This window comes from Anaerolineales bacterium (assembly GCA_015075725.1).
Taxonomy (GTDB): Bacteria; Chloroflexota; Anaerolineae; order Anaerolineales; family Villigracilaceae; genus Villigracilis.
The window spans coordinates 174,632-199,543 of record JABTTV010000001.1 but is presented as its reverse complement, the minus strand read 5'-3'; the positions used below and the strand labels follow the sequence as shown (position 1 = coordinate 199,543).

Sequence of the window (24,912 nt, the reverse complement as noted above, 5' to 3'; positions counted from 1 at the left end):
CCATGAATTTATCGTATAACAACCGGAATTTGCTCAACCTTTATTATCGCCTTCCAAAATTTATGCGGGAGATATTTGCCGCGTTGTATTCATTGAAGGTTCGTAATCGGCGTTTTGGAAAGGCTTTTCAAGATCAAATGCGCTTGCTGCGGGAAAACGAAGGCTTATCCCGCGTGGAAAGAGACAAGCGGCAGGTTTCAGATTTGAGGGAAACCCTGCGTTATGCGTATGAGAATGTGCCGTACTATCGGTCCCTTTTTGATCAAGTCGGGTTCCGACACGATGATTTGCAGTCCATTGCCGATCTGAGAAGCCTCCCTTTGCTGGAAAGGGACGTTATTCGCACGAAAAATGCAGAACTCCATTCCACAGTGTTTGCAGGATCGGTATTTACCCACCACACAAGCGGAACGACAGGAACGTCTTTGGACTTTACCCTAAGCGAAGAGGCCAACCAGCGGCATTACGGCTGTGTCTGGCATCATTACGGCTGGGTTGGAGTGCGGCGCGGTGACCGGGTCGCCACCTTTGGCGGGCATCCGCTGACCCATCCCGACCGCCGAAAACCGCCTTTTTGGCTTTATGACGCCGCGGAAAACGAAATGTATTTTTCCCTCCAGCATATATCTCCCGCAACTTTGCCTCACTACGTCAGGGAATTGCTTCGTTTCAGACCTGTCATGATCAAGGGTATTCCTTCCTTTATGAACCTAGTCGCGCAATATATGATCGAAAACGACATTACTTACACGTCGCGAGGAGTTTTCACCTATAGCGAAACCCTGCTTGACCATCAACGCAAGGCGCTGGAGCAGGCTTTTAATTGCGTGGTGTATAATTTTTACAGCAACGGGGAACGCTCCGGGCATATTCTTCAATGTCAGCACGGAAAACTTCATGTTCTCGCGGAAACGGGTTTGATCGAAATTATTCGCGCCGACGGCTCTCCTGCAGAAGCGGGCGAAGTAGGCGAGTTGGTGATAACTAATTTTATCAACCGCGCCATGCCATTGATTCGTTATCGGATCGGCGACACGGGGGTTTGGTCTCAGGAAGCGTCTTGTGCCTGCGGCCGGGATACGCCTATCATTGAAAAACTTACCGGCAGGACCAATGACTTCATCGTTACGGGAGACGGTTTGCGAATTCGGCCGGTTGGCGCTTTTGTTGGCACGCCTTTTGTGAAAGCCGCTCAGTTTGTACAGGAAGAGGCGGGGTCGGTCGTTGTAAAAATTCTTCCCCGCGAAGGGTTCGGTCCCGATGAGGAAAAGCATGTTGTCGAGGAACTGAAAGCCGAGCTTGGCTCTGCAACCCGTTATCAGATCGAGATTGTGGACGAACTTCCGTTTGGCACGAACGGCAAGCTGCAGCATATCGTTTCAAAAGTACCCTCATAGAGGATGGAGAGGATTATGACAAACCGACCCAAACGGGTCTTGATGCTTGTGGAAAACAATCCCTTCTGGCGGGACGTGCGAGTGCGTCAGGAGGCGCAGGCGTTGCAAGAAGCCGGGTATGTCGTTTCAGTCATTTGCCCGGGCATGAACGGGCGAAAATTTCACGAAGAGATGGACGGCATTCATATTTTCGCGTATCCGCCCCCGTTTCAGGGACGTGGATTTATCGGTTATGCCTACGAATACGGCTATTCCCTGCTGGCGATGTTTCTGGTCTCTCTGCATGTGTTTGCGCGACGCGGATTTGACATCATCCACGCAGCCAATCCGCCGGATACGGCTGTGCTGATCGCCATTTTCTACAAGCTTTTCAGGAGGCAGTTTGTTTATGATCATCACGATCTATCGCCCGAAGTTTTCAGCCTGCGATTTGGTGCTGAAAAATGGTTTGCCCGCCTGGTGTACGAAATATTGGTCTTTTTGGAGCGGCTTTCCTGCCGCGTTGCGGATCATGTCATTACGACCAATCAATCTTATATGAACATAGAACTGCATCGCAGTAAAATCCCGGAAAGCAGCATCACTATCGTTCGCAACGGACCAGACTTGGAGCGATTGCGTCGCGTGGAGTTTCCGCCCGAACTTCGCCGGGAGGGAAAAACGACCATTGGCTATCTCGGCATCATCGGTTATCAGGACGGCGTGAACCATCTGTTGAACATTCTCCATGTGCTGGCATATGAATTAAATCGCCGCGACTTTTTCTGCGTCATCGCCGGAGGCGGGGATGCGCTGGAAGACCTCAAAAAACAGGCCACTATTCTTAACCTAGATGAGTTTGTGATGTTTACCGGATATGTTCCGCATGAAGAGGTTGCCAAATATATTTCCGCGGCGGATTTGTGCGTTGCGCCTGAAAAACCGAATCCTTTTAACCATTATTCCACGATCATAAAAGTCATGGAGTACATGGCGCTTGGCAAACCTGTCGTGGCGTTCGATCTTATCGAGCATCGTTATTCCGCCCATGACGCCGCCCTATATGCAGTGAACGGCGAAGAACTCGATTTTGCCCGGAAGATTGCCTTGCTCATGGACAACACTGAACAGCGTGAAGAAATGGGAAAACTGGGCAAGGCGCGTGTAGAGGATGTCCTTGCCTGGCGACACCAGGCAAAAGCGCTCGTTGCGGCCTATGAAAAAATCAGAGCTGGAAAATGAATTATTTCGCGGCAGTCTGCATTTGTTGAATATATCATGATTATGATGAGAGAGGTGAATTATGCTTTTGGATGAGGAGATCGTTGAATACCACCCTGTCATTGGGAAGCGCCTACGCCCGAATATCAAACGCGTTCTCACGCATCCCGAATGGGGCGATTATGTGTTGCAATCCAACAATTTTGGCTTCCGCTCCTCGCATGATTATATTCCGAAAAAACAGAGCGGCGTAAGGCGTGTATTAATGTTTGGCGATTCGAATGTATTTGGCAATGGTGTTTCCAACGACCAGCGCTTTCCCGATATTCTGGAAACCATTTTACCCGGCGTGGAAGTCTATAATTTTGCGATGGAAGGCTTTGCGGTGGATCAACAGTATTTCTGTTACCAGGAATTTGGAACCCAAATTGAACACGACTTGGTGATTGTTGCTCCTGCCATCGAGACGATTCGCAAACTTAGAACGTATTACGAGCAGACCCTGGATGAAAACAACGTGCAAAGATGTTATGCCCGCCCATTTTTTGACTTGGTAGATGGGAAACTGGTCCGCGGCAATATCCCCGTGCCGGAGGGATACATCAACCCTGACGACCTGCCGGAAAACGAAAAGGAGAAGATTCATCGCGGAGGAACGTTCGCAAAGATCGGCGACATGCTGCAAAAGGTAAATCTCAAAGATGTGGTTTTGCGAAATATCCGTTACCAGCCATTTCCAGAATATGACAACCCCGATAACCCTGCCTGGCAGGTTATGAAAGCCATCTTTCTCGAATGGGCGGCGCGCAGCATCGCGCCTTTGATGATCGTTCCATTACCGCGTTTCATTTATGTCAAGGAACAGACCAGCCCTGAATTTTATCGCTTGCGATTCCGTGAAGCTGCTGCCGAAGCCAAATGCCGTTTGTATGATCCGCTCACCGACCTGCTGACGATGCCAATGGAAGAACGTAGAAGAATGTATTTTTTGGAAGGGCATCTCACACCGCTAGGACAAAAATACATGGCTGAATTCATAGCTCCTCACGTGCAAAAAGCCCTGGAAGGCTGAAAATCCACATCTTCTAAGTAGAGGTATCATGTTTGAAGTAGAAAACAAGATCCGCAAGTTTTTGGCTGAGAACTTCATCCTCAGCGAACAGGCCGACCAGTTGGGCGTCTCCGATTCGTTTCTCGAAAAAGGCATCATCGACTCGACCGGGATTCTTGAATTGGTCTTTTTTGTCGAGGATCAATTCAGCGTTCAAATCGACACGTCCGAAGTCCTGCCTGAAAATTTCGATTCGATCCAAAACCTGGCTTCTTACATCCGCCGAAAACAGGGCGTGGTTTGACCCGAGTCCCGAGAGGTAATATATGTGTGGTATTGCCGGTACGTTGAATCTGACGTCGGGGCCGCCTGTCGATCCGGAGATGGTCTATTCTATGCTTGAGGCAATTCGTCATCGCGGCCCTGATGAAAATGGCGTATTTGCCAATGACCACGTCGGGCTTGGAAGCGCGCGCCTTTCCATCATCGACTTGGCGGGTGGGAGGCAGCCCATTCATAACGAAGACAGCACAGTCTGGGTGGTCTTCAACGGTGAAATATATAACTACGTCGAATTGCGCCGCGAATTGGAATCCGTCGGGCATGTTTTTTCCACTCAAAGTGACACGGAAGTCCTTGTGCATTTGTACGAAGAGGATGAACAGGGCTGGCTTCTCAAGCTCAACGGCCAGTTTGCCATTGCCTTGTGGGACCAGAAAAATCAAACCCTGATTCTTGCTCGAGATCGTCTGGGTGTGCGCCCCATCTTTTACACCCTCAGGGAAAGCGCGTTCTATTTCGCGTCTGAAATGAAATCGCTCTTTACCCAACCTGGCATCCGAACCGAATTCGACCCGATTGCCCTGTCTCAAATTTTCACCTTTTGGACCACACTCGGAAAACGCACCTGTTATCGAAATATTTCAAGCGTACTGCCGGGTCATTATCTCAAAATTCGCGGCGGACAGATGACGGAGCATCCATACTGGACACTGAACATGCACCCCGCCTCCGACTCGCCCCAACCATCCCTCGACGAAGCGGCTGAGCATCTCCTTTGGCTTTTGAAGGACGCCGTCCGTTTGAGACTGCGCTCCGATGTGCCGGTTGGAACCTACCTGAGCGGCGGCTTGGATTCCTCCAGTATCACGGCGCTTGCCCGCCACCATTCGGAAACGCGCCTGAAGACCTTCAGTATCGCTTTTGGCGATCAGGCTTTTGACGAGTCTGCCTATCAACAACGCACCAACGAATTTCTGGGTGTGGATAACGACGCGATTCATTGTTCTCATGTCGATATAGCTGCAGCCTTCCCTGAAGCGATTCGTCATGCTGAAATGCCCCTGTTGCGAACCGCTCCCGTTCCCATGCTTCTTCTTTCCCGGTTGGTTCATGAACATAATTTCAAAGTCGTTTTGACCGGCGAAGGTGCCGATGAAATTCTGGGAGGCTACGATATTTTCAAGGAAGCAAAGATCCGCCGCTTTTGGGCGCGCCAGCCTGATTCTGCGTTCCGTCCACTCCTGTTGCGGAGGCTGTATCCCTACATCAGCGCCCTTTCCTATGGCGGCGATGCTTACCTCAGGATGTTTTTCGGGAGAAACCTTTCCAACACGGACGATTCCTTTTACGCTCATCGCTTGCGCTGGCAGAACACAGCCAGGTGTCTTCGATTTTTCTCGCCTGCTTATCAGAATGAGATCAAGGGGTACGACCCGCTGGCTGAGTTGGCGGAGTCCCTGCCCGCTGAATTCAAGCTCTGGAATCCTTTTTCGCAGGCTCAATACTTGGAAATCATCATATTTCTTTCCGGCTATTTACTCGCTTCGCAGGGAGATCGTATGGGGATGGCAAATTCCGTGGAGGGACGTTTCCCGTTCCTCGATCCGCGCGTTGTGGACTTTTCCGTTCGCCTGCCTGCTGAACATAAAATGTACGGCCTTCGCGAAAAAGCTGTTTTGAAACGCGCCATGAAGGACCAGCTTCCTCAGGAGACTTTGCGCCGTTCCAAACAGCCTTATCGGGCTCCCATACGCTCTGTCTTTTTTGGCGGAGACAGCCTGGATTATGTCAGTGAAAACCTTTCCCCTGAAAAAATAAGGCAAACCGGTTATTTTGCGCCGGAGTCCGTCGCGGCCTTGATTGCGAAATGCCAGCGTGGCGCAAATGTGAGCGAAACTGAGGAAATGGCGCTCACCGGAATTCTCTCTGTTCAATTACTTCATTATATGTGGAGGTAGTAATGTCGATACTTTCGAGTGTAATACAGGTCTCTGTTGATGAGGAAGTCACCAGGGTTTCTGAATGGATCAAGCGGTATGTAGTTCACGAATTCAAACGCCGGGGCGGCGTGGTGGGGGTGAGCGGTGGCATCGATTCTTCGCTTGTTCTGGCTTTGGCGGTTCGCGCTCTTGGGAGCGAAAATGTGGTTGCTTTCTCTCTACCGGAGAAAGATTCGAGCCCTGAAAGCTTGGCATTGGCAACTGAGTTGGTGAATCATTTCGGGGTCAAATTGATTGTGGACGACATAACACCCGCCCTCGAAGGTCTTGGATGTTATACCCATCTGACCGAGTCGATCCGCGAAGCGTTTCCTGATTACGATCCCGCCATCGACAAAGTCAAATTGGTTCTGCCCGATAATTTGCTCGATAAACCGGGTTTGAATGTGTTCTCCCTTGCTTTGCTGCGCCCCGGGCAGCCCGAAAGGAAAAAAATCCTTCCGCCTCATGCATATTTGGGAATCGTTGCCGCCACGAATATGAAACAGCGCACGCGGATGATGCGCCTCTATTTTCAAGCAGAACGGCGAAACTACGCAGTGATCGGCACGTCGAACCGGAATGAGCATGACCAGGGATTTTTTGTAAAATATGGCGACGGTGGGGTGGATATCCAACCCATCCGACACCTGCTCAAGACGCAGGTCTATCAATTGGCTCGGTACGCCGGTGTACCCGGCGGTATCATAGAACGCACGCCTACCACGGATACTTACAGCGCGGGTAGCACCCAGGAGGAGTTTTACTTCCGGGTGCCTTTCGACCTGCTGGATAGAATCTGGGTGGGCATGGACCGCGGCATGGAGAATTCCGCTATTGCCAACGATCTAGGCTTGCAAAAAGAACAGGTGGATAGGGTGACGGCCGATATCCTGCAAAAAAAACGGACAACCGAATATTTGCGCACGCCCCCAGTGTATTTGGATTGAAGTCAGGATCAAAGATGAATGTCGCGTTGCTTACGAATATGCGACAATTTTTTTCGGTGAACTTTTTCAATCGCCCCGGGGATTGTCTCTTGTAGACTCTATTTACCACAGGGCGTATATAAAGCGCACAGGTAAAAAAAGCCTTTAATCTTGTGTATATTGTGTACTCTGTGGCTAGCCACCCTCGATTCGGACTTAAGAAACGTACTTTCATGAAAAAAAATTGGGGAGGTTGTTCTCTGGAAAGTTGGGAAATCCGTCTTCATCGTAGAGGCGGTTGAAACCGAAAATCTCAAGAATTTCGAGAGACCGGGTTATTTCCGCTAGTGAAAAATCCTTCTTCCAACCTTGTATGAGGGTTTCGGGTGCAACAGAGAAATTCTTCTTATGATAATTCGTTTTCGATGGAATGCGGATTTTTTGGCGCAGCTCCGAAAAATCAAACGGTTTTTTCAGGTGCGTAAATACTTTGACTAGCTCTTCTTCCGGTTTCAGTACAAGATTTTCGTAATATACAAACTGGCAGTCTTCCGGGGTTAATTGCATGAGCGGCACATAATGAAGGATGCCCCACAGAAAGATCGACTTTTCGAAATAGTCTGATGGGTCGATGCGGGCAAGACCGTGTGCAATAAGCGGATGATCTGCAAGTAATTCAGCCTGGTTTATAACCTGCTCGAAATCCCCGCTTTTGGGGGCTGTGCCGCGCCCCCAACCCAGTTTTTTCCAGGACGAATGAATCGAAAGAGGATGACGTATCAGAAAAAGAGTTGGCATTTTCGGGCGGAGTCTCAAAAGCCACTTTAGCATAAGATTGGCACGCACATCCTTGATGATCCGGCGTGTGCTGATGAATTTGCGGTTTCCCCAATCACTCCAGCGGCTCCTGAAATTACCGGAAAGGATTTTTTTTGCATTTTGAATAAGAACCCTATCGTGTTTGTTTGGGTTCAGGTATTGATTAGTCTTGAAAACCTGCGCGGTTTTGACTTTGGTAGGCAGAAAAGGTTCGAGAATGTCGCGATGGGAATTGTCGTGGTTGAGGATTTCAGCGAGCCAGGTTGTTCCGCTGCGCGCCATGCCTGAAATGAAAATCGTTGAATCCGGGCTCAGATCCAGGTTGATGAAAGCGTAGCGCGCCAGTTTTCTCCAATTAGAGTTCATACTTTTGTCTATTTTCTGAATTCCCGTCAAGTGGATTGGGGTTGAGATGATTTCCAAAGATTGTAATAATGATTTAAGAGCGGTACGAATTCTCCCGTCGCCTTTTGATTGCCCGTCTTGTTGGCGTGGTCATCCATTGTGGGATAAGCCAGGTGATTGGACTGTAACTCGATTTGATGTTGTACGCGCCCCTCCCAAAGCCTGTGATGGTTGCCTCGCGCCTGACCCAGGTCGCTTGCGTTGGGCGATCCCGCATTGCTGGTCAACACATTGTAAAAATCGAAAACCGCTACATTCTTCAATGGGTAATCCATCAACCATTCGTTCGCCAGCCAGGAGTTGAACACGCGCGTATTCCCTGCTACGGAGGAAAACCGCAGGGGCGGCGCAGTGACCACGATAAAAAGTCTATTCGGGTATTTTTGGAAAACTTTTAGTAATTCGATGTACATGCCCTTGGCATTGGCAACCGTATATGCCGCTTCATTTTTATTCCTGCCCAGTAATTGTTTAACACCGGACTTTACCTGATACGTCAAGTAGCGTCGGATATTAGTGGCGGGCGGCGGAACTGTAGGCGCTTTCTGTCCGCGAATGGGATTGCGTTCGAAACTAGGAACAGGATCTGTTAGGTCGCCGCGCAATGTCGAATTTGGATAGCAGGATTTGAAGAGAATGACTTCGTTTTCACCTGCGGGTGGAGTTTGCATCCTGGAATAAGAGCCGCATTGCCCGCTATCATTGAAGAGCGCGTTCATATATTCCTGGCTGCGTTGATGGGAACAGAACCATTCCCACCAATGACCAATGTCGGTTCGGTCTCCGATGCGGTTCGGACCCCAGCCGTAGTTAGTATCGCTTACGAAATAATTATTCTCCATCAAGGCTTTTCCCAGCCCACCATTTTGGTCAGCGAGCCAGTTTGCCCCACTGGAGTGGTGAATGAAAATCAGGCGGACGGATTGCCGCGGCGCCGATTCGGATTTTGCGGTCATGCTATGCTTCCTTTCTCAATTCGGATTTAATAATTTTTCCATGTTGGTTGGTGGGCAGGGCTTGAACAAATACGATTTCCTTTGGCACCATGTAACGTGCCAACCGCCTCATACAGTGCTGGATGATCTCCTCATCGGTCAGGGTTGATTTTGCTTTCCGCACGGCAAACACGCGGATCGCTTCGCCTCGCAGGGGGTCCGGCACGCCGATTGCTGCCGCAGAGACGATATCTTTCATTTCGAGGACACATGCTTCAACTTCCTGACTGCTGACCCGGTTGCCATAGGATTTTATAAAATCATTCTTGCGGTCAACTATGTAGATAAAACCATCGTCATCCACCGTGGCCATATCGCCCGTTCGCAGGGAGCCGTTCACGAATTTTTCGGCGTTTGCTTCTGGCTCGTTCACATATCCGGGTGATATATTCCCGCCCCATGCCAAGATTTCGCCCACCTCACCGGGTTTTACATCCGCTCCAGCCTCGTTCACAACCCTTAATTTCACGCCGGGGATGCCACGCCCGATCGATCCGAGTTTTGAATTCAGAAGGTCGGGTGGAAGGTACGAGAGACGAGCCGTGGCTTCTGTCTGTCCATACATGACATAGACTTTGGCTCGCGCATGGCTTTGAACGAGTTCTTCGATCAAGGCGGGCATTAGTTTTCCGCCGGCTTGTTGTATCTTTTGCAAGGCAGGCAATTTGCGCTGGGGGAATGTGGAATTTCGCAGATACATTTGAAAAGTAGTTGGGACTCCTGCGAAACCCGTACAGGCAGTCTCTTCCATCAAATCCAATACCTTTTCTGGAAAGCCCACGGAATCCGCAAGCGCGAGCGACCCGCCAACTCGTAGGTGGGTATGTAATAGCGAAGTACCATAGCAATAATAGAACGGTAAAATGGAAAGAATTCGATCTGAGCGGGTTAACTCCAGATAATTGATGATCGAATCAGTATTGGTCTGGATATTCCGGTGTGTTATCCTGGTGATGCGGGGTTTTGCTGTCGTTCCCGACGTTAACATCCAAGCGGCATCCTCGTTTTCATCCACATCTGGGAGCGGAGCAGACGAATAAATTGCATGGGTTTGTTCCAAAATCGCTTCGCCGATGATGTCGATACCTTTTGGAAAAAACGGCGAGTATTTAGCCAATAATGTATTTTCCACACATACGACGCGACATCCGGTTTGTTCGACTTGCCCTGCAAGTTCGGGCGGAGGTAATTTTGTGGCGAATGGCACGGCTATCGCGCCCGCCTTCATGATCGCAAGGTAACATGCCGCCCAAAAAAGAGAATTCCTTCCAAGAATTCCCACCCGATCACCCTTTTCTATTCCTTTGGATAATAATCCTTGAGCTGCCACATTAATGATCTGTTTTAATTCCTTGTAATTATATTTCGCATTAAATGCGATGATGACGAAGTCGTCATCTGCGGCATATTGAAGGAGATAATCAGCTGTGTTCACGTTATTTTATCTACTGGGTTGAATTGTTAATAATAATATTGCTTTCCACAGAGACGGGGTGCATTACCCAATCTATTTCAAAGCCAATAAATGTATTTCCGATGATCTGGTTGTTTTTGGAGTGACAATCATGAGGATAGTAATATTTATATTCTGGATGCGCAGGATTATCAGGCGGTGAGATCGAATCCGGCTCATTGCAGGGCCAGCCGGTTCGGTCGTCGTAAGAGGCGATGACGATCCCGGCACGGGCGTTTGAAACTGCCGCCTCGAAATAATTGTTTCGAATGATGTTTGCATCCCCACCCTGAATCGAAATTGCTACAGGTATATCGAGGAATGTGTTGTTTTCGATCAGGTTTACGTCGGCAAGATCCCACTCGAACATAAGTCCAAGACAATTGGCGTCGCTCCCCATTCGGCTGAAGGTATTTTCGCGCACGATGTTGTTATTTCCGAGCAGGTTTAGTAACTGACAGCCGAATGGGGTGTCGAGTCTGTCGCTTACCTTGTAGATCTCGTTGTTTTCGATAATGTTGTAACTTCCGTTGAATTGCATTCCGGATTCGCGGTAATAATTATATACCCGGTTGTCGTGAACATACCAATGATCGGGGCTGTGTTCTTCCATGGTGCGCCAATTGTTCTTTTTGGTTGAGATTCCATATGCAACTTCGATGAAGTCCACTCCGGCGACCTCCCAATGATCGCAGTCAGTGGCAAATATGGCTGGCGATTGCTGACCTTCCAATCCCTGCATTACAATGCCTTTGCGGCTTTTAACACCATTGGATAAAGTTTGGGGAGAAACGTCGGTGCCGATGATGCGAATGTAATCTGCTTTTGTTGTTTGCCACGAGGCGGGCGTAACCGGGTTGACCGAGCACCTGAAAATATAGCGGTCGTCGAATTCGGCGGTGGGCATTTGGAAAATCACCTGCTCTCCCGGCTGGTTTGTAATGGTAATGGGTCGGTCCTCCGTTCCAGAACTGTCGAAACTCCAACCGGTGTGGACGCCTATGTACGACCCTCCGCGTACTACGAGCGTATCGCCAGGTTGTAACGATTCCACGGCTTTTTTCATGGTCTGCCAGGGGAGGGCCTGGGTGCCAGGATTTAAATCATGTCCCGTTGTGCTTACATAAAGGGCATTATCGAGCGAAAGAGGTATGGGTGTTACGGGATCATGTGTTATTGTGGTGGAGATGGGTGTGGGTCCTGTTATCGTTGGATGGGATGTAGGAGTCATTTGTGGACTTGATGGTGCAGAACACCCGAGCGTCACAGTACAAATAAGGAATAAAGCAATTATCCTGTAATTAATATCGCACATATCAAAATTCTCGATCTTTTCTCAACCAGGATATTTTAATCCATTTTCACGGTGAAACTAAATGCCGAGTCCATTTTGAGACAATCGTAAATCCCTTTATTTCACGGTCCCACGCCTTTTGTAATGAATTTAACCTGCGGTTGTATAGGATTTGATCCCTGGGAATAACCTTGCTGAATTTCCCAGAATCCCTAGATCGGGGATGGATTGCAGCGCCGCCGCCAGCATGGGCGGAAGGAAACCGAATGCCGCCAGCGCCAAGCCGACGATATTATACGCTGCTGTGAAACCGAGATTGCCTTTTACAACACGCATGGTTCGTTGCGCGGCAGCGATGACTTGCGGAATCAGAGTCCAGTCTTCGCGCAGGAGGGTGATGTGGGCGGCTTCGATGGCGATGTCGGTTCCGGCTTTCATCGCAATGCCGACGTTGGCTTGTGCGAGCGCGGGCGCGTCGTTGATGCCGTCGCCAGCCATGACGACGATATGCCCTTGCGCTTGATATTCCTTCACGATGCGGATTTTATCTTCGGGCATTAAACCAGCGCGATAAGAGATATTCAACGCACCAGCCACAGAGGACGCAGTCCGTTCGTTATCGCCGGTAAGCAGTTCGATCCTTTTGATGCCAAGCCGTTTTGCTTCTCGCAACACGTCTGGTACTTCGTTGCGCAAGGTATCAGAGACGGCGATAAAGCCTGCCAAAGAGTCGTCAATCGAAACATACAAAACCGTTTTACCTTGTGCTTCAAATTCTTTGGCTTGTTCTGGAGTTGCATTCGTCGATTTTCCAACAAAAACTTTTTTACCATCCACATTCGCTTGCACGCCTTTGCCCGTGTGAGATTCGAAATCCGTGATCTCGCTGAGCACAAGTCCGCGTTCGTGTGCGGAGCGGCGCAAGGCGTCGGCGAGGGGATGCTCGGAGTAACGGTCAGCAGATGCGGCACGGGAAAGAAGCGTGTGTTCATTCATGCCATTCAGCGCGATGATATCCGTCACGACCGGCTTGCCCAATGTCAACGTGCCGGTCTTGTCGATCAGCAGCACATCGGCGCGCGCGAGCGTCTCGATATATTTGCCGCCTTTGATGAGCACGCCATGTTTCGCGTTCATGCCGATGGTGGCGAGCATGGCAATGGGCGTGGCGAGCGCGATGGTGCATGAACATGCCACGAGCAGAACCGCCGCGGTTGCAAGCGGATCGCGGCTGAATAAAAATGTGAGCGCGGCGATGCTTGCGACAACGGGTAGATAATACGCGCTGAATTTATCGGCGAATTGTTGCACGTCGGCGCGGTGGGCTTCGGCTTCTTCGACCATCTTGATGACACGCCCGAACATGGACTGTGCTCCCACGGCTTGGGTGCGCACTTTGAGCGTGCCCTGCTTAAGGATGGTCGCGCCTCGAACCTGGGACCCGATGCCTGCTTCCACCGGCATAGCCTCGCCTGTCACTGATGATTGATCCACTGCCGCGTGACCGGCGATGACCTCGCCATCCACGGGAATCTTTTCGCCGGGGCGCACGATGACGATGTCATCGAGTTGAACTTCTGCGATGGGGATTTCTTTTTCTGCTCCGTCTTTTTCGATGCGGGCGGTTTGCGGAGCCATTGCGGTGAGATCTTTCACAGCACGGCGCGCACCTTCTGCGGTGAGACGTTCGGTATAGCCGCCGATGTGCATGAAGAAGATGACGACCATGGCGGTGGTCCATTCGCCGACGACGAGCGCGGCGATCGCGCCAATGCTCATCAATGTGTGGGCGATGATCTGTCTATTGAGTGTAGCGCGGATGACGTTTAGAAAGATCGGCGCACCGCCGAGCAGAACGAGCGCCACACCAACCGGGAAGGGGATGAGTTGAGTCAGACCATCGAGCAGCCCCAGCCATTCACCGAGGACGACGATAATGATGACCGCGCCAAAGGCGAGACCGAAAGCGGTGAACATGCGGCGCGAAAAATCCGCCAGAGCAGCGTTGGGCGTTTTGGTTTCTTCTTCCTTTGAAGCGACAGAATACCCGGCATTTTTTACGGCGATGCGGATACTGTCCATCTTTGCCACGGCTGGGTTCAACTGCACGATGGCTTTTTCAGACGAGAGGAAGACATCGACCTTTTTGACACCGTCCACGCCGGAGATGGCGTGCTGTACGTGTTGGGTGCATTCGGTACAGTCCATGCCTGCGATGGGGATTTCGATGGTTTGAATTTGTTCCATTAGAAGCCTTACACGTGCTCGTGGTGATTTTCGCGGATCTCACAGTAGAGCAACCCGTTGCTGCAGCAATCACATTCCATTTGCAGGGTGGCGTGCTGTATATTGTAGGTATGAGCGAGTAGTTCATTTATATTTTGTTGAATCGAAACGCCTTCGCCGATGGACATATTATCTATCACAACGTGTGCTGTGAGCATTCGTAGATTTTCACTGATGCTCCAGACGTGCAAATCGTGGATGTCATGCACGCCATCCAGCTTGCGAATATCTGTAACCATCTCGATCATATCAATGTTTTCGGGGGTGCTTTCGAGCAGGATGTGAATGGTCTGCTTGAGGATGCCCCAGGCGTTGTACAGGATGAATGTGCCAATCAACACGCTGACGAATGGGTCGAGCCAGTTCCATTTTGTGAAGGCGATGATAATGCCTGCAATGACCGCCCCAAGTGTGGACATGACGTCTCCCATCAGGTGAAGGAAGGCGCTGCGCAAGTTGAGATCATGTTCGCTGCCTTCTTTGACCATCAGGGCGGTGACGAGGTTGATGATAAACGCCACAGCGCCGACTCCGATCAGGAGGGTCGAGTCAACTTCAGGCGGGGTAATGAAGCGTTTGTAGGCTTCGAAGAAAATCCCGAACGCAATCAGAATCAAAGTTGTGGAATTAATCAGGGCGACGAGAATCCCAACGCGGTGATAGCCGAAGGTCTTGCCTGCGTGGGCGGGTTTTGTGGCGAGATGCAGTGCGTACCAGCTTAATCCCAACGCGATCACATCGGTGAAGTTGTGGGCGGCATCGGTGAGCAGCGCAAGGCTGTTGCCGAAAATGCCCGCGACGACTTCAATGACCACGAACGCCGCAGTCAGGATCAACGAAAGGGTGAGGCGTTTGGTGGTTTGTGTTGCAAGGTCGCTAATATGGGAATGGGTATGAAAATTAGAATGCATCGATTTATCCGTGCTGAACGTGATCGAGCCCAAGCGTGAACAGCCGTGAGACATGATCATCGTCGATCGAATAAAAGACCTGCCTGCCCGCTTTGCGCGCGCGGACGAGGTGCATCTGGCGCAGTCCGCGCAGTTGGTGGGAGACGGCGGATTCGGTCATGCCGAGTCTATCCGCAAGGGCGCGGACGCTCATTTCACCGTCCATGAGCAGGGCAATGAGGCGGATACGGCTCGCGTCGCTGAGTGCGCTGAAGAGCTCAGCAAGTTTGATGGCTTTGAGTTCAGTTAATTTCATGGTTGAATATATGAACAAGTATTCATATATTAATGGCAAATATAAGACCTGTCAATATGATTTTTGACAGGTCTTATGCGTGATCGAGGTTAGTTGCTGAATTCCTGATTTGCCCGTCTTAATCCGCTTTCTGTGAGGGTAAGTACTCCGTTCTTCTGGGTCACCAGGTCGTTGCGTTCGGCAATGCCGACCACTTCCATGGCGAATTGCGGAGTCCATTTGAGATGTTCGTTGAGGTGGATGACCTCGTTCTCGATCTCAGCTTCCTGCGCAGCGGTGTGATTGGCGATATGCATCGTCAGCATGGTTAGTGCGAACTCGATGCGCTGGTTTTGGCGGCGCCGGGCCTGGGCTAAGAGTCCGCGATCGGGGGCAAACAGGTACGAGATTAAGAAAGAAGCGCCGGTCATCGTCGCCATCGAGCCTGCGATGGAAGCATCCAAAATGTAGGCGAGCCAGTATCCACTAATGGCGGAGAAGACTCCGATGAGCGCGGAATAGACCAACATACGTGAGAGGCGGTCGGTCAATAAATATGCGGCGGCGGGCGGCGCGATCATGAAAGCGACCACGAGCACCGAGCCGACGGCGTCGAACGAACCGACGGCGGTGAGTGAAACGAGGGTCATCAACGCGTAGTGAATGACGGTGGGCAGAAAACCAAGCGCGGCGGCGAGGGCGGGGTCGAAGGTGGCGAGTTTGAGTTCTTTGTAAAAGACGATCACGAAGATCAAGTTGAGCACGAGGATGCCGCCGGTGGTGTAAAGCGCTTCGGGGCCAAGGTCGAGCCCAAACAACTTAATGCGGTTGAACGGTGCGAAGGCAAGCTCGCCAAGTAATACGGCGTCGGTGTCGAGATGTACGTCGCCTGCGAAGCGCGAAATGAGAATAACCGCAACGCTGAAGATGGCGGGAAAGACCAAGCCAATGGCAGCGTCTTCGCGCACAAGTTGTGTGCGGTTGAGCAACTCCACCAGGCTGACGGTGATGACACCCATCAGCGCCGCGCCCACAAGCAACAACGGCGATGTGAGGCTTTTGGTGATGAAGAACGCGATGACGATGCCAAGCAGCACGGTATGGCTGATGGCGTCGCTCATCATTGCCATGCGGCGCAACACAAGGAAGACGCCAAGCAGTGAGCATGTGACGGCGACGATGGATGCGATTAACATGATTTCAATTTGTGCGGACATGCTACGCCTCCTTCTCTTGAGATTTGCCTGCTTCATCCAACCCGGACTGGGTCAATGCCCAGGCATCTTTGCTAAGTTCCTGCGCAAAGCCTTGTTCCTTGAGTTGACTCAACGCCAGCGAAACGCCTTCGGGGTTGGTGCTCATGGCGCGCAGCACCGCGGAGGAATGTCCGCGCTCTTCGTTGGGATGTTGCATGGCCAGCGTGTTGAGGTCAGCCAGCACGGCTTGTGCACGCAGTTGACGGCGGTTCTGCAAATTGCGGAACCAGTTCCAGACCAATCCGCGATTGGTGGCGAACAGCATCGAGAACAAGACGATGACGCTCATGCATAGAACGATCACCGGACCCGTGGGCAGTTTCTCCGCCGAACCGCTGATAAGTGTTCCACTTACGCCAGCAATTGCACCAAACAATCCGCCAAGGATGATCATGTTTTTGAGTTTGTCCGTCCACTGACGCGCCGCCGCGGCGGGCGCGACGATCATCGCGGACATTAATACCACGCCCACGGTCTGCAAGCCGATGACGATGGCGATGACCAACAAAGTGGTGAGTAACACGTCAAGGAAACGAACAGGGTAGCCAAGGCTTGCCGCGTACTCAGGGTCGAAGGTGATGAGCTTGAATTCTTTCCAGAAAACTATGAGCAGGGTGATTGCCAATGCACCAATAACTGCCATCGTGATCACGTCACTTTGCAGGAGGGTGGCGGCTTGCCCGAACAGGAATTTATCCAAACCGGCTTGGGTGGCATCGGGTAGTTTTTGGGTAAAGGTCAGCAGCATCAGCCCCATGCCGAAGAAGACCGAGAGCACCAAGCCTAGGGCACTATCGTCCTTAATGCGCGTGGTGCGAATGACGTTCAACATGAAGAGCGTCGCCAGCCAGCCTGCGATCAACGCACCCAGCATTAGCACGGCAGGTTCACGGCTGCGGGTGATGAGAAAGGCGATCACAATGCCAGGCAGAGCCGCATGGGAGATGGCATCTCCGAGCAGGCTTTGTTTGCGCAGCACCGCGAACGACCCAAGCGCCCCGCTGACAATTCCCAAAATCGCAGAGCCAAGCGCCACTGTCCGCAGGGTGTAGTCAAAGAAGAGGTCGTAAAAGAGTTGAGAAATATCCATAAGATTTTTATCCACAGATTTCGCCGATTAGGCAGATTAAGAAAAATCGGTGAAATCTGCGCCATCTGCGGATGGCATTAATGCTTTCCATTCTCCGCGCTTAGAAAGGCAACCTTGCCGCCGTATGCTTTGCGCAGATTCTGATCTGTGAATACTTCGCCCACCGGTCCACAGGCGATGCGGCGCACGTTGAGCATGGTGACCCAGTCGAAATATTCGGGCACGGTCTGCAAATCGTGATGAACGACGACGACGGTCTTGCCTGCCGAACGCAATTCTTGCAGCAAGGTCACAATGGCTCGTTCGGTGGTGGCATCCACACCCTGAAAAGGTTCGTCCATAAAATAAAGTTGTGCATCCTGTACGAGCGCGCGCGCCAGGAAGACACGCTGCTGCTGCCCGCCGGAGAGCTGGCTGATCTGCCGCTCAGCAAAAGACTTCATCCCAACTTTATCGAGGGCATCCAACGCCGCTGCGCGTTCTGAAGCACCGGGGCGTTTCATCCAGCCGAGTGCACCGTAGCGTCCCATCATCACCACATCCAGCACACTGGTGGGGAAGTCCCAATCCACGCTGCCGCGCTGGGGCACATAACCAACGAGGTGACGCTGCTCTGCATACGGCTTGCCATAAACGAGCACCTGTCCCGCCGCGGGTTTGATCAACCCCAAAATGGATTTGATCATGGTGGTCTTGCCCGCGCCATTCGGACCAACGATCGCCATCAACGTGCCCGAGGGCACTTCCATGTCCACGTCCCACAACACGGGTTTGTCTTTGTAGGCAATGGTCAAGTCAGTTACGTCAATCGCATTGACTGCCATGTTATTCACCTTTCAACGCAGAAACGATGGTATCGATGTTGTGTCGCACCATGCCGATATACGTCCCTTCAGGCGTGCCTGGGTTGCCCATTGCATCTGAGAACAGCGAGCCGCCAATTTGCACATCGAAGCTTTGCGCTTGCACCGCCGCCTGAACTGCTTCGACATTACGTTGCGGCACGGATGACTCCACAAAGATGGCGGGGATCTGTCGCTCCACGATGAAGTTAGTCAGATCTTGCACGTCTGCAGTTCCCGCCTGCGCTTCGGTGCTGATGCCCTGCAAGCCACGCACTTCAAAGCCGTACGCTTTGCCAAAATAATTGAAGGCATCATGAGCGGTGATGATGACACGCTTATCGGCAGGAACAGTTTCTGCTTGACTCAAAACATACTGATGCAATTCCTCAAGCTGGGTGAGATACGCTGTCGCGTTCACCTCATACTCAGACTTGTGGCTGGGGTCAATTTCAGACAGAGTTTCCCGCACCTGTTCCACTGCCTTCATCCACATCGTCACATCGAACCAAACATGCGGGTCGTATTGATCGGGATACTGTGGATTTGCCAATAAAGTGGCACGGTCGATCTTGTCTGTCACTGCGACGGTCTTAATGCCGAAGTCGTTCATTTTCTCCAGCACTTCGCCCATCTGCGCTTCGAGATGCAGACCGCTGTAAAGGATCAGGTCAGCCTCTTGCAGGCGGCGCACATCGCCTTCGCTGGCTTTATACAGGTGCGGATCCACACCTGCGCCCATCAGGGCGATTACCTCCACGTATTCCCCGCCGACATTTTTAGTAATGTCCGCGATCATGCCGGTGGTGGTGACAATGTTCAATTTGCCGTCGGTATTTCCACCTGTCTCCTGAGTTGCGCAAGCGCTCAGGAGCAGGGATAGGGTTAGTACAACTAAAATTATTTTCTTCATTTGTCTCTCTCCGGTTATCCGATTTTCGGAAGCAGGCTTCCTGAATGTTTCATATAGTTTTGGTATTGTTCGCCGAATTGTTCGATGAGAAGTCTCTCTTCTTCCGGCACGCGGATGGCGATGACCGAAATAATGATGGCGAGTCCGCTAAAGCCGATGAGCCAGTTCGAGGTCAGGAAAAGAACCGCGGTTTGCATCAAAAGGAAGGCAAGGTAGATCGGGTGTCGCATCCTTGCGTAGGGACCTTCTGTCACCAATGCCGGAACCTTCAGCAAACGCATGGCGGGGTCAAATTCTGCGCCGAGTTTGTTGCTGACGGTCTTGTGGCTCCATGCATTCAACCAGATCGCAAATATGCCCAGCCCAAGCCCGGCCCAGCGCACCCAGGCGGGGAAAGGGATGGCAGACCATGCCATGAATTTTGGTGCGAACGTCCACACGAGGATGCCGAGATAAAAAGGGATGCCAAAGATGGTGCGAAGTTTCAATAAAAGCGGAACTTCATTTTCGTTGTGCATTTTCATGCGGGTGGTTTTGTCTTCTTTGCCAGCCTTGGCTTTTTTTGAGTAAGCGGTCATGACATAAGCAAAGCTAAAAAAGATGACAAAGAATGCGATCTTGAAAAATATTTCGAGGAACATTATTTTCTCCTGAAGGTGACAGTCACTCTTTAAGTGACCGTCACCACTGATAGTTAGAATAATTTTGGCAGGAATCTGCCCGTCCGCTTCATGTACTCGCGGTATTCATCGCCGAATTTTTCTATGAGATTGGCTTCCTCTTTCGGTGTACGGATCGCCACAGCAATGAATGCAAGAATTCCAAGCAGGGCGATGAACCAGTTATCCGCCATCATGCCGAAGGAGATGAACAGGGATGATCCAAAGGTGTAAAGCGGGTGACGGATGTACTTGTAGATCCCATGAGTAACAAGTTTATGTTCCCTGCGTGTGGCGCTGGTTGGTGTAATGCCGCTGCCGATGCTGCTGAACAGCCAGTAGACTCCAAATGCGCAAATGGCTCCAAACCCGACGCCAAGCCAGCGCACCCAATCGGGCAAACCGATCTTCGCCCATGCCATCCATTGGGGATTGATCAGGTAAACCAGCGGGCTGAGCCAGATGATCAACCCGCCGACTACAAGGAGAAGCATCATGGGCGTGCCGTCCACCTTGCGGGAAACGGTTTCACCTGAATTCTTATCCGCCTGGCGGCGGAAGTAGGTTGAAATGCCGATCGCTGTGAAAAAGATCACGGCAGCTAAAATACGGAAAACATTTTCGTTCATTTTGAATTACCTTTCTATTTATAAAGTTATTTTCCTGCTAAATCGAAAGTCACAATGCGAGCAGCCTTGCCCGATCGTGCCTGTCCGTTTCAGGTCTATGCCCATGCCGGGGAAGAGGATGGTATCCACATAGCACATGTAAGGGGTGAATTCATCCGCGCCCTGCTGGTGAAAGAATTTTGCGATGGCGCATTCAAGATAATTGATGCCCCATTCGTATTCGCCCTGCCTTCCCGGCACAACTTCGAAAACAAAATTTCCGGGATATTTTTTCTGCTGCGAGATCGAAGCTTTTTTCACCGTGCGCTGGCGCCACAGTCTTGACATGTATATCCTGCCCAACAAACTTCGCAAAAAGCGCGGCATCGACTCCACTTTCTTATCCGCGATGCGATGAACCAACTCGCCGATCTCCTCTGTGGATTTGCCGTCTTCCTTCAAGACGAAATACAACGCCAACATACTGCCGACCTGGGTCAACGTGTCGGTCAGGGAATTGTCCCAGCCGCCGATGTATGGCATCTCCGCCAGCAGCGCCTCATAGCGGACCTCAGACCTGCGGATGACATCCCTTGCCTTTTCCACGCCGAAACGGGACTCCATGAGTCCGCGTCCGAGCCGCATGATCTTGCGATGTTGTTTGATGAAAGTTGTCTTATTTCTAAAGTAAAAGTCGTTCAGCATTTTCATTACCTGATATCTACAAAGATCTTGGTCGTGATGTTCAGCCCAAGTACATTGACCTTCTGCCCAACCTTCACGGTGAGATTGTTGTCAAATGAGGAATACTCCATGATTTCGATCTGAACGCCCGGGGTGAGTCCCAACTTGTCGAGATGGCGAAGCAGGTTTGGGTCTTGGGACACGACGCGTTGTATCATCGCAGTCTGATTTGGCCGCAGAGCCGAGAGCGGCGTCGAGTCATCCACTGGCATTTTCAAATCTGCGGTGGGGATGAGCTCGCCGTGCGGGTCGCGGGTCGGGTTGCCAAGCGCGGCGGCGATGCGTCGCTCGAAATCCTCCGAGATCACATGCTCCAACCGTTCTGCTTCTTCGTGAACTTCATCCCAGGAATAACCAAGGGTTTGCACCAGCCAGACTTCCAGCAGGCGGTGATGGCGAATCACTTCCAATGCTGCCTTTTTGCCAGTCGGCGTCAACGTCACTCCCTGATGTTTCTGGTATTCGACCAAGGCAGGTTTCTCCGCTGCAAGTTTTTGGATCATGCCTGTCACGGATGGCGCGCTGACGTTCAGTTCTCGCGCAAGGTCATTGGTGCTGGCCGGCGAGCCGTCTTCAGTCAACTCGTAGATACGCTTGAGATAATCCTGAATGGAAGTGGATTGTTTCATTCGATTATTTCCAGAGCGAAATGGTTGTGCAGGCAAAGAACGTCATGTACGCAATGTTGAATCCTGCACCTTCAGTGGCGTCGCGGATGAATTGCGGCAGGATGCGCTTGACGGACAGCCATGCGATCGTCATGGTCAGCGGCGTAATACCTGTCATCCAGAGCGGGAAGGCGGTCCTGCCTGATGCCACAAAAATCGAAAACAAAATGGAGGCGATGATGACAAGAATCAGCAGTGGGGCATAGGTGATGATCAATATCTTCCTGTGCCGCTGGATCATACCGGCGATGATCTGCTGAGACTCGTCTGCGACCATGTTCAACGCTTTGACGTATTCGCCCATGTAGAAAAAAGTTCCATGCACGAACGCGCCGAAGATGGAAGCAATTGCAAACATCAGGAAAACGACAAGTCTGAGAGTTTGATTTGCGCCTGCCAATCCCTGATAAACCTGCCAGAAACCGGCGAGCACCAGTGGAGTGGCAAACACGCCGAGCAGTGCGCCCCACAATATCCTTTGGGAAGAGTGGGTGACCATTCTCTCTGCATTGGAGAGCAGTTTTTGGAATGGCTTCAGGCGGGGATAATCGTCCAGGTTGACTTTGCCTGCCAGCAGGAGAACGTCGCCAATTGCATAAATAAATGCGCCTGACACGGCAAGCAAACCGGTAATTTGAAGAATGTTCACGATCTGAAAACCTCGCAACCCATAAAATTTAGTTAAGGCTAAATGTATTTTAGCCTAGCCTAAAAAATATGTCAAGAGGCAAAATGCCTTACAATCGACTCATGTCCCTCTTTTCCGAGATTTCCGAACAGCCGGAGCGAATCAAATATCTGCTTACCTCCCAACGGAAAAATGTCGGGCGCATAGCTGGTGAGATCCAAAAGCAAAACATTGAATATATTTTTCTCGCTGCGCGCGGCACATCGGATAATGCTGGGCGGTATGCCAATTATCTGCTCGGCGCAATGAACGGACTCCCGCTGGCGCTGGCGACGCCTTCATTATTTACGTATTACAAAAAGCCGCCCAAATTAATAAATGCGCTGGTCGTCGGAATTTCGCAATCGGGCAAGTCACCGGATATTGTCAGCGTATTGGAGGAGGGGAAACGCCAGGGATGCATGACTCTGGCAATTACCAACGAGGACAAATCGCCGCTTGCGAGAACATCGGATTTTGTTCTCGATATTTATGCCGGGGAGGAAAAAGCGGTTGCCGCGACGAAAACATATACAACCGAATTGACTGCGATTGCGATGCTCTCTGCGGCATTGAATGAAGATAAAATGGCATGGAGCGAGCTGGAGAAAATCCCCGTTTGGATGAAAGAAGCCTTGAAGCAAAGCGGTTTCATCGCAGAAGCCGTCCAACGTTACCGCTACATCGATCAGACCGTCGTGCTGGGACGGGGCTTCAATTACGCTACTGCGTTCGAATGGGCGTTGAAACTGAAGGAACTTACTTACATCATCGCCGAGCCCTATTCCTCCGCCGATTTTGCGCACGGACCCATCGCCATGGTCGAGAGCGGATACCCGGTGTGCGCTGTCGCGGCGAGGGGCAAAGTTTTTAATTCCATGTTGGATATGCTCAAGCGCCTCCATTCCGATATCTCCGCCGAGTTGATCGTCATATCGAACGATAAGAGGGCGCTCTCACTGGCTCAAGTCCCGTTGAGAATTCCTGTTGAGACGCCGGAATGGCTTTCTCCCCTGGTCGGTATTTTGCCGGCGCAATTGTTTGCATATCACCTGACAATTGCAAAAGGCTATGACACAGAACAGCCGCGGAGTATCCGAAAAGTTACCGAGACAAAGTAGGGATAAGATCGGTTTATTTTCTTAAAGATTATTCAACAAGGGGGGAAATGAAGCATAATGCATGAAACACCACCCCAGGAGCCGCAACATGCGCATTTGCGTTCTATCCGATGAAGAGATCAATTATTTCGACCCCTCGCCTTATCTGACCGGGTACGATTGGAAGATGGTGACATTGACCGCGCCGGTCTTCGAAAAGATCCGCGCCCTCGCTGATTCGGGCGAATATGATGTTTACATGAATGTCTGCGAAGGATATGAATTCGAGGATCTCCAGGATGACGCTTTGGGATATCACGGCATCGAAGTCGTCCAGGCGCTCGAGACGCTCAACCTTCCCTTCACCGGCGCGGACTCGCATTGCTTCGACCCGACGCGCGAAGAGATGCAAGCCGTCGCCGACGCGAACGGAATCGGTTTTGCGAAAGGGTACCGGGTCCATAATGAGGCGGAAGCGGAAAAACTGGTCGGGAACCTGCGCTATCCCGTCATGGTCAAGCATCCCAAGAGTTATGGAAGCACGGGCATGTTCAAGGAATCGCGCGCGGAGAATATTGCCGAGGTGCTTGCTCAAGTGAAAAGAGTTTGCGTGGAATTCGGTGCGGCGCGCATGGAGGAGTTCATCGTTGGGACGGAATACAACGTGCTTGTGGTCGATAACCCGGGGGACATGGCGAATCCTTTTGTTTACCCGCCTGCGCAATTGATCTTCCCCGACGGCGAAGAATTCTGGCATACCGACATCAAGTGGGATTACAACGTGCCTTTCGATTTCAAAGAAGTGACCGATTCCGGATTGAAAGCCCGGCTCCAGGACATGGGGAGGCGGATGTTCCTCGCCATGGGGATCGCCGGGTACGGCCGATGCGACATCCGTATGAATGATGCGGGGGAGTTGTTCATCCTGGAGATCAACCCCAATCCCGCCATCATGCTTCCCCCTAAAGAGTACGGCCCCGCAGATTATATGATCTTGTATGACCGGGATGGATACAAGGGTTTCTTCGACCGGATCATCGAGACGGCGTTCATCCGTCAAAAGATGCGGTCGGCAAAATAAATCAAAAAG

General features: G+C 51.3%; 24 protein-coding genes. 8 read left to right on the top strand and 16 right to left on the bottom strand.

Annotated features, from left to right (window positions below; all coding sequences use genetic code 11):
* Positions 1–2: 2 nt before the first annotated feature.
* The 6 genes from HS100_00915 (at position 3) to nadE (ending at position 6,859) form a co-directional block, all read left to right on the top strand.
* The gene (locus tag HS100_00915) at positions 3–1,397 is read left to right on the top strand and encodes a phenylacetate--CoA ligase family protein (GenBank protein ID MBE7432453.1); all 1,395 of its coding nucleotides are present in this window, start codon (positions 3–5) and stop codon (positions 1,395–1,397) included.
* A 15-nt stretch (positions 1,398–1,412) separates the two neighbouring features.
* Complete coding sequence (locus HS100_00910; protein ID MBE7432452.1) at positions 1,413–2,618, top strand: glycosyltransferase family 4 protein; 1,206 nt, start codon at positions 1,413–1,415, stop codon at positions 2,616–2,618.
* A gap of 61 nt (positions 2,619–2,679) precedes the next feature.
* Complete coding sequence (locus tag HS100_00905) at positions 2,680–3,669, top strand: hypothetical protein (protein ID MBE7432451.1); 990 nt, start codon at positions 2,680–2,682, stop codon at positions 3,667–3,669.
* A gap of 28 nt (positions 3,670–3,697) precedes the next feature.
* Positions 3,698–3,952 carry an acyl carrier protein gene (locus HS100_00900; protein MBE7432450.1) on the top strand — a complete coding sequence of 85 codons (255 nt, stop codon included), beginning with the start codon at positions 3,698–3,700 and terminating at the stop codon, positions 3,950–3,952.
* A 22-nt stretch (positions 3,953–3,974) separates the two neighbouring features.
* Positions 3,975–5,888 (top strand): asparagine synthase (glutamine-hydrolyzing), encoded by a 1,914-nt coding sequence (asnB, locus tag HS100_00895; GenBank protein MBE7432449.1) that lies wholly within the window; start codon positions 3,975–3,977, stop codon positions 5,886–5,888.
* Positions 5,889–5,890: 2 nt separating this feature from the next.
* Positions 5,891–6,859 (top strand): NAD(+) synthase, encoded by a 969-nt coding sequence (gene nadE, locus HS100_00890; GenBank protein MBE7432448.1) that lies wholly within the window; start codon positions 5,891–5,893, stop codon positions 6,857–6,859.
* 210 nt (positions 6,860–7,069) lie between these two features.
* On the opposite strand, the gene HS100_00885 is transcribed toward nadE, so the two are convergent.
* The 16 genes from HS100_00885 to HS100_00810 form a co-directional block, all read right to left on the bottom strand.
* On the bottom strand, positions 7,070–8,023 hold the full coding sequence (locus HS100_00885; protein MBE7432447.1) for a sulfotransferase: 954 nt from the start codon (positions 8,021–8,023) through the stop codon (positions 7,070–7,072).
* Positions 8,024–8,049: 26 nt separating this feature from the next.
* Positions 8,050–9,018 carry a hypothetical protein gene (locus tag HS100_00880; protein MBE7432446.1) on the bottom strand — a complete coding sequence of 323 codons (969 nt, stop codon included), beginning with the start codon at positions 9,016–9,018 and terminating at the stop codon, positions 8,050–8,052.
* Position 9,019: 1 nt separating this feature from the next.
* Positions 9,020–10,492, bottom strand: a complete 1,473-nt coding sequence (locus HS100_00875) for an acyl--CoA ligase (protein MBE7432445.1) — start codon at positions 10,490–10,492, stop codon at positions 9,020–9,022.
* Positions 10,493–10,502: 10 nt separating this feature from the next.
* The gene (locus HS100_00870) at positions 10,503–11,576 is read right to left on the bottom strand and encodes a right-handed parallel beta-helix repeat-containing protein (GenBank protein ID MBE7432444.1); all 1,074 of its coding nucleotides are present in this window, start codon (positions 11,574–11,576) and stop codon (positions 10,503–10,505) included.
* A 378-nt stretch (positions 11,577–11,954) separates the two neighbouring features.
* Complete coding sequence (gene cadA / locus HS100_00865) at positions 11,955–14,051, bottom strand: cadmium-translocating P-type ATPase (protein ID MBE7432443.1); 2,097 nt, start codon at positions 14,049–14,051, stop codon at positions 11,955–11,957.
* Between the two features lie 8 nt (positions 14,052–14,059).
* Entirely contained in the window at positions 14,060–15,001 is a 942-nt protein-coding gene (locus tag HS100_00860) for a cation transporter (protein ID MBE7432442.1), read from the bottom strand.
* 4 nt (positions 15,002–15,005) lie between these two features.
* Positions 15,006–15,296, bottom strand: a complete 291-nt coding sequence (locus HS100_00855; GenBank protein ID MBE7432441.1) for a winged helix-turn-helix transcriptional regulator — start codon at positions 15,294–15,296, stop codon at positions 15,006–15,008.
* 89 nt (positions 15,297–15,385) lie between these two features.
* Positions 15,386–16,492 (bottom strand): metal ABC transporter permease, encoded by a 1,107-nt coding sequence (locus HS100_00850; protein ID MBE7432440.1) that lies wholly within the window; start codon positions 16,490–16,492, stop codon positions 15,386–15,388.
* Position 16,493: 1 nt separating this feature from the next.
* Complete coding sequence (locus HS100_00845) at positions 16,494–17,621, bottom strand: metal ABC transporter permease (protein ID MBE7432439.1); 1,128 nt, start codon at positions 17,619–17,621, stop codon at positions 16,494–16,496.
* 77 nt (positions 17,622–17,698) lie between these two features.
* A complete protein-coding gene (locus HS100_00840; protein ID MBE7432438.1) occupies positions 17,699–18,445 on the bottom strand; it encodes a metal ABC transporter ATP-binding protein in 747 nt (248 codons plus the stop codon).
* Position 18,446: 1 nt separating this feature from the next.
* The gene (locus tag HS100_00835) at positions 18,447–19,376 is read right to left on the bottom strand and encodes a zinc ABC transporter substrate-binding protein (GenBank protein ID MBE7432437.1); all 930 of its coding nucleotides are present in this window, start codon (positions 19,374–19,376) and stop codon (positions 18,447–18,449) included.
* 14 nt (positions 19,377–19,390) lie between these two features.
* On the bottom strand, positions 19,391–20,017 hold the full coding sequence (locus tag HS100_00830) for an isoprenylcysteine carboxylmethyltransferase family protein (GenBank protein MBE7432436.1): 627 nt from the start codon (positions 20,015–20,017) through the stop codon (positions 19,391–19,393).
* Positions 20,018–20,070: 53 nt separating this feature from the next.
* A complete protein-coding gene (locus HS100_00825) occupies positions 20,071–20,664 on the bottom strand; it encodes an isoprenylcysteine carboxylmethyltransferase family protein (GenBank protein MBE7432435.1) in 594 nt (197 codons plus the stop codon).
* 18 nt (positions 20,665–20,682) lie between these two features.
* Positions 20,683–21,348, bottom strand: coding sequence for an L-2-amino-thiazoline-4-carboxylic acid hydrolase (locus HS100_00820; protein ID MBE7432434.1), 666 nt, complete (start codon positions 21,346–21,348; stop codon positions 20,683–20,685).
* Positions 21,349–21,353: 5 nt separating this feature from the next.
* Positions 21,354–22,016, bottom strand: coding sequence for a metal-dependent transcriptional regulator (locus HS100_00815; GenBank protein MBE7432433.1), 663 nt, complete (start codon positions 22,014–22,016; stop codon positions 21,354–21,356).
* A 4-nt stretch (positions 22,017–22,020) separates the two neighbouring features.
* Complete coding sequence (locus HS100_00810) at positions 22,021–22,704, bottom strand: hypothetical protein (GenBank protein ID MBE7432432.1); 684 nt, start codon at positions 22,702–22,704, stop codon at positions 22,021–22,023.
* Positions 22,705–22,805: 101 nt separating this feature from the next.
* Here HS100_00810 and HS100_00805 point away from each other — a divergent pair, with 101 nt between their 5' ends.
* Both HS100_00805 and HS100_00800 read left to right on the top strand, forming a co-directional pair.
* Positions 22,806–23,843, top strand: coding sequence for an SIS domain-containing protein (locus tag HS100_00805; protein MBE7432431.1), 1,038 nt, complete (start codon positions 22,806–22,808; stop codon positions 23,841–23,843).
* Positions 23,844–23,904: 61 nt separating this feature from the next.
* Positions 23,905–24,903 (top strand): hypothetical protein, encoded by a 999-nt coding sequence (locus tag HS100_00800; protein ID MBE7432430.1) that lies wholly within the window; start codon positions 23,905–23,907, stop codon positions 24,901–24,903.
* The last annotated feature ends 9 nt before the right edge of the window (positions 24,904–24,912 follow it).

Coding starts and splice junctions, on each gene's coding strand:
- nadE (MBE7432448.1), top strand. CDS start 5,891: ATGTCGATACTTTCGAGTGTAATACAGGTCTCTGTTGATGAGGAAGTC.
- HS100_00915 (MBE7432453.1), top strand. CDS start 3: ATGAATTTATCGTATAACAACCGGAATTTGCTCAACCTTTATTATCGC.
- HS100_00825 (MBE7432435.1), bottom strand. CDS start 20,664: ATGAACGAAAATGTTTTCCGTATTTTAGCTGCCGTGATCTTTTTCACA.
- HS100_00905 (MBE7432451.1), top strand. CDS start 2,680: ATGCTTTTGGATGAGGAGATCGTTGAATACCACCCTGTCATTGGGAAG.
- HS100_00900 (MBE7432450.1), top strand. CDS start 3,698: ATGTTTGAAGTAGAAAACAAGATCCGCAAGTTTTTGGCTGAGAACTTC.
- HS100_00815 (MBE7432433.1), bottom strand. CDS start 22,016: ATGAAACAATCCACTTCCATTCAGGATTATCTCAAGCGTATCTACGAG.
- HS100_00885 (MBE7432447.1), bottom strand. CDS start 8,023: ATGAACTCTAATTGGAGAAAACTGGCGCGCTACGCTTTCATCAACCTG.
- HS100_00870 (MBE7432444.1), bottom strand. CDS start 11,576: ATGAAAAAAGCCGTGGAATCGTTACAACCTGGCGATACGCTCGTAGTA.
- HS100_00845 (MBE7432439.1), bottom strand. CDS start 17,621: ATGGATATTTCTCAACTCTTTTACGACCTCTTCTTTGACTACACCCTG.
- HS100_00880 (MBE7432446.1), bottom strand. CDS start 9,018: ATGACCGCAAAATCCGAATCGGCGCCGCGGCAATCCGTCCGCCTGATT.
- HS100_00805 (MBE7432431.1), top strand. CDS start 22,806: ATGTCCCTCTTTTCCGAGATTTCCGAACAGCCGGAGCGAATCAAATAT.
- HS100_00840 (MBE7432438.1), bottom strand. CDS start 18,445: ATGGCAGTCAATGCGATTGACGTAACTGACTTGACCATTGCCTACAAA.
- HS100_00800 (MBE7432430.1), top strand. CDS start 23,905: ATGAAACACCACCCCAGGAGCCGCAACATGCGCATTTGCGTTCTATCC.
- HS100_00910 (MBE7432452.1), top strand. CDS start 1,413: ATGACAAACCGACCCAAACGGGTCTTGATGCTTGTGGAAAACAATCCC.
- HS100_00820 (MBE7432434.1), bottom strand. CDS start 21,348: ATGCTGAACGACTTTTACTTTAGAAATAAGACAACTTTCATCAAACAA.
- cadA (MBE7432443.1), bottom strand. CDS start 14,051: ATGGAACAAATTCAAACCATCGAAATCCCCATCGCAGGCATGGACTGT.
- asnB (MBE7432449.1), top strand. CDS start 3,975: ATGTGTGGTATTGCCGGTACGTTGAATCTGACGTCGGGGCCGCCTGTC.
- HS100_00830 (MBE7432436.1), bottom strand. CDS start 20,017: ATGTTCCTCGAAATATTTTTCAAGATCGCATTCTTTGTCATCTTTTTT.
- HS100_00855 (MBE7432441.1), bottom strand. CDS start 15,296: ATGAAATTAACTGAACTCAAAGCCATCAAACTTGCTGAGCTCTTCAGC.
- HS100_00860 (MBE7432442.1), bottom strand. CDS start 15,001: ATGCATTCTAATTTTCATACCCATTCCCATATTAGCGACCTTGCAACA.
- HS100_00850 (MBE7432440.1), bottom strand. CDS start 16,492: ATGTCCGCACAAATTGAAATCATGTTAATCGCATCCATCGTCGCCGTC.
- HS100_00835 (MBE7432437.1), bottom strand. CDS start 19,376: ATGAAGAAAATAATTTTAGTTGTACTAACCCTATCCCTGCTCCTGAGC.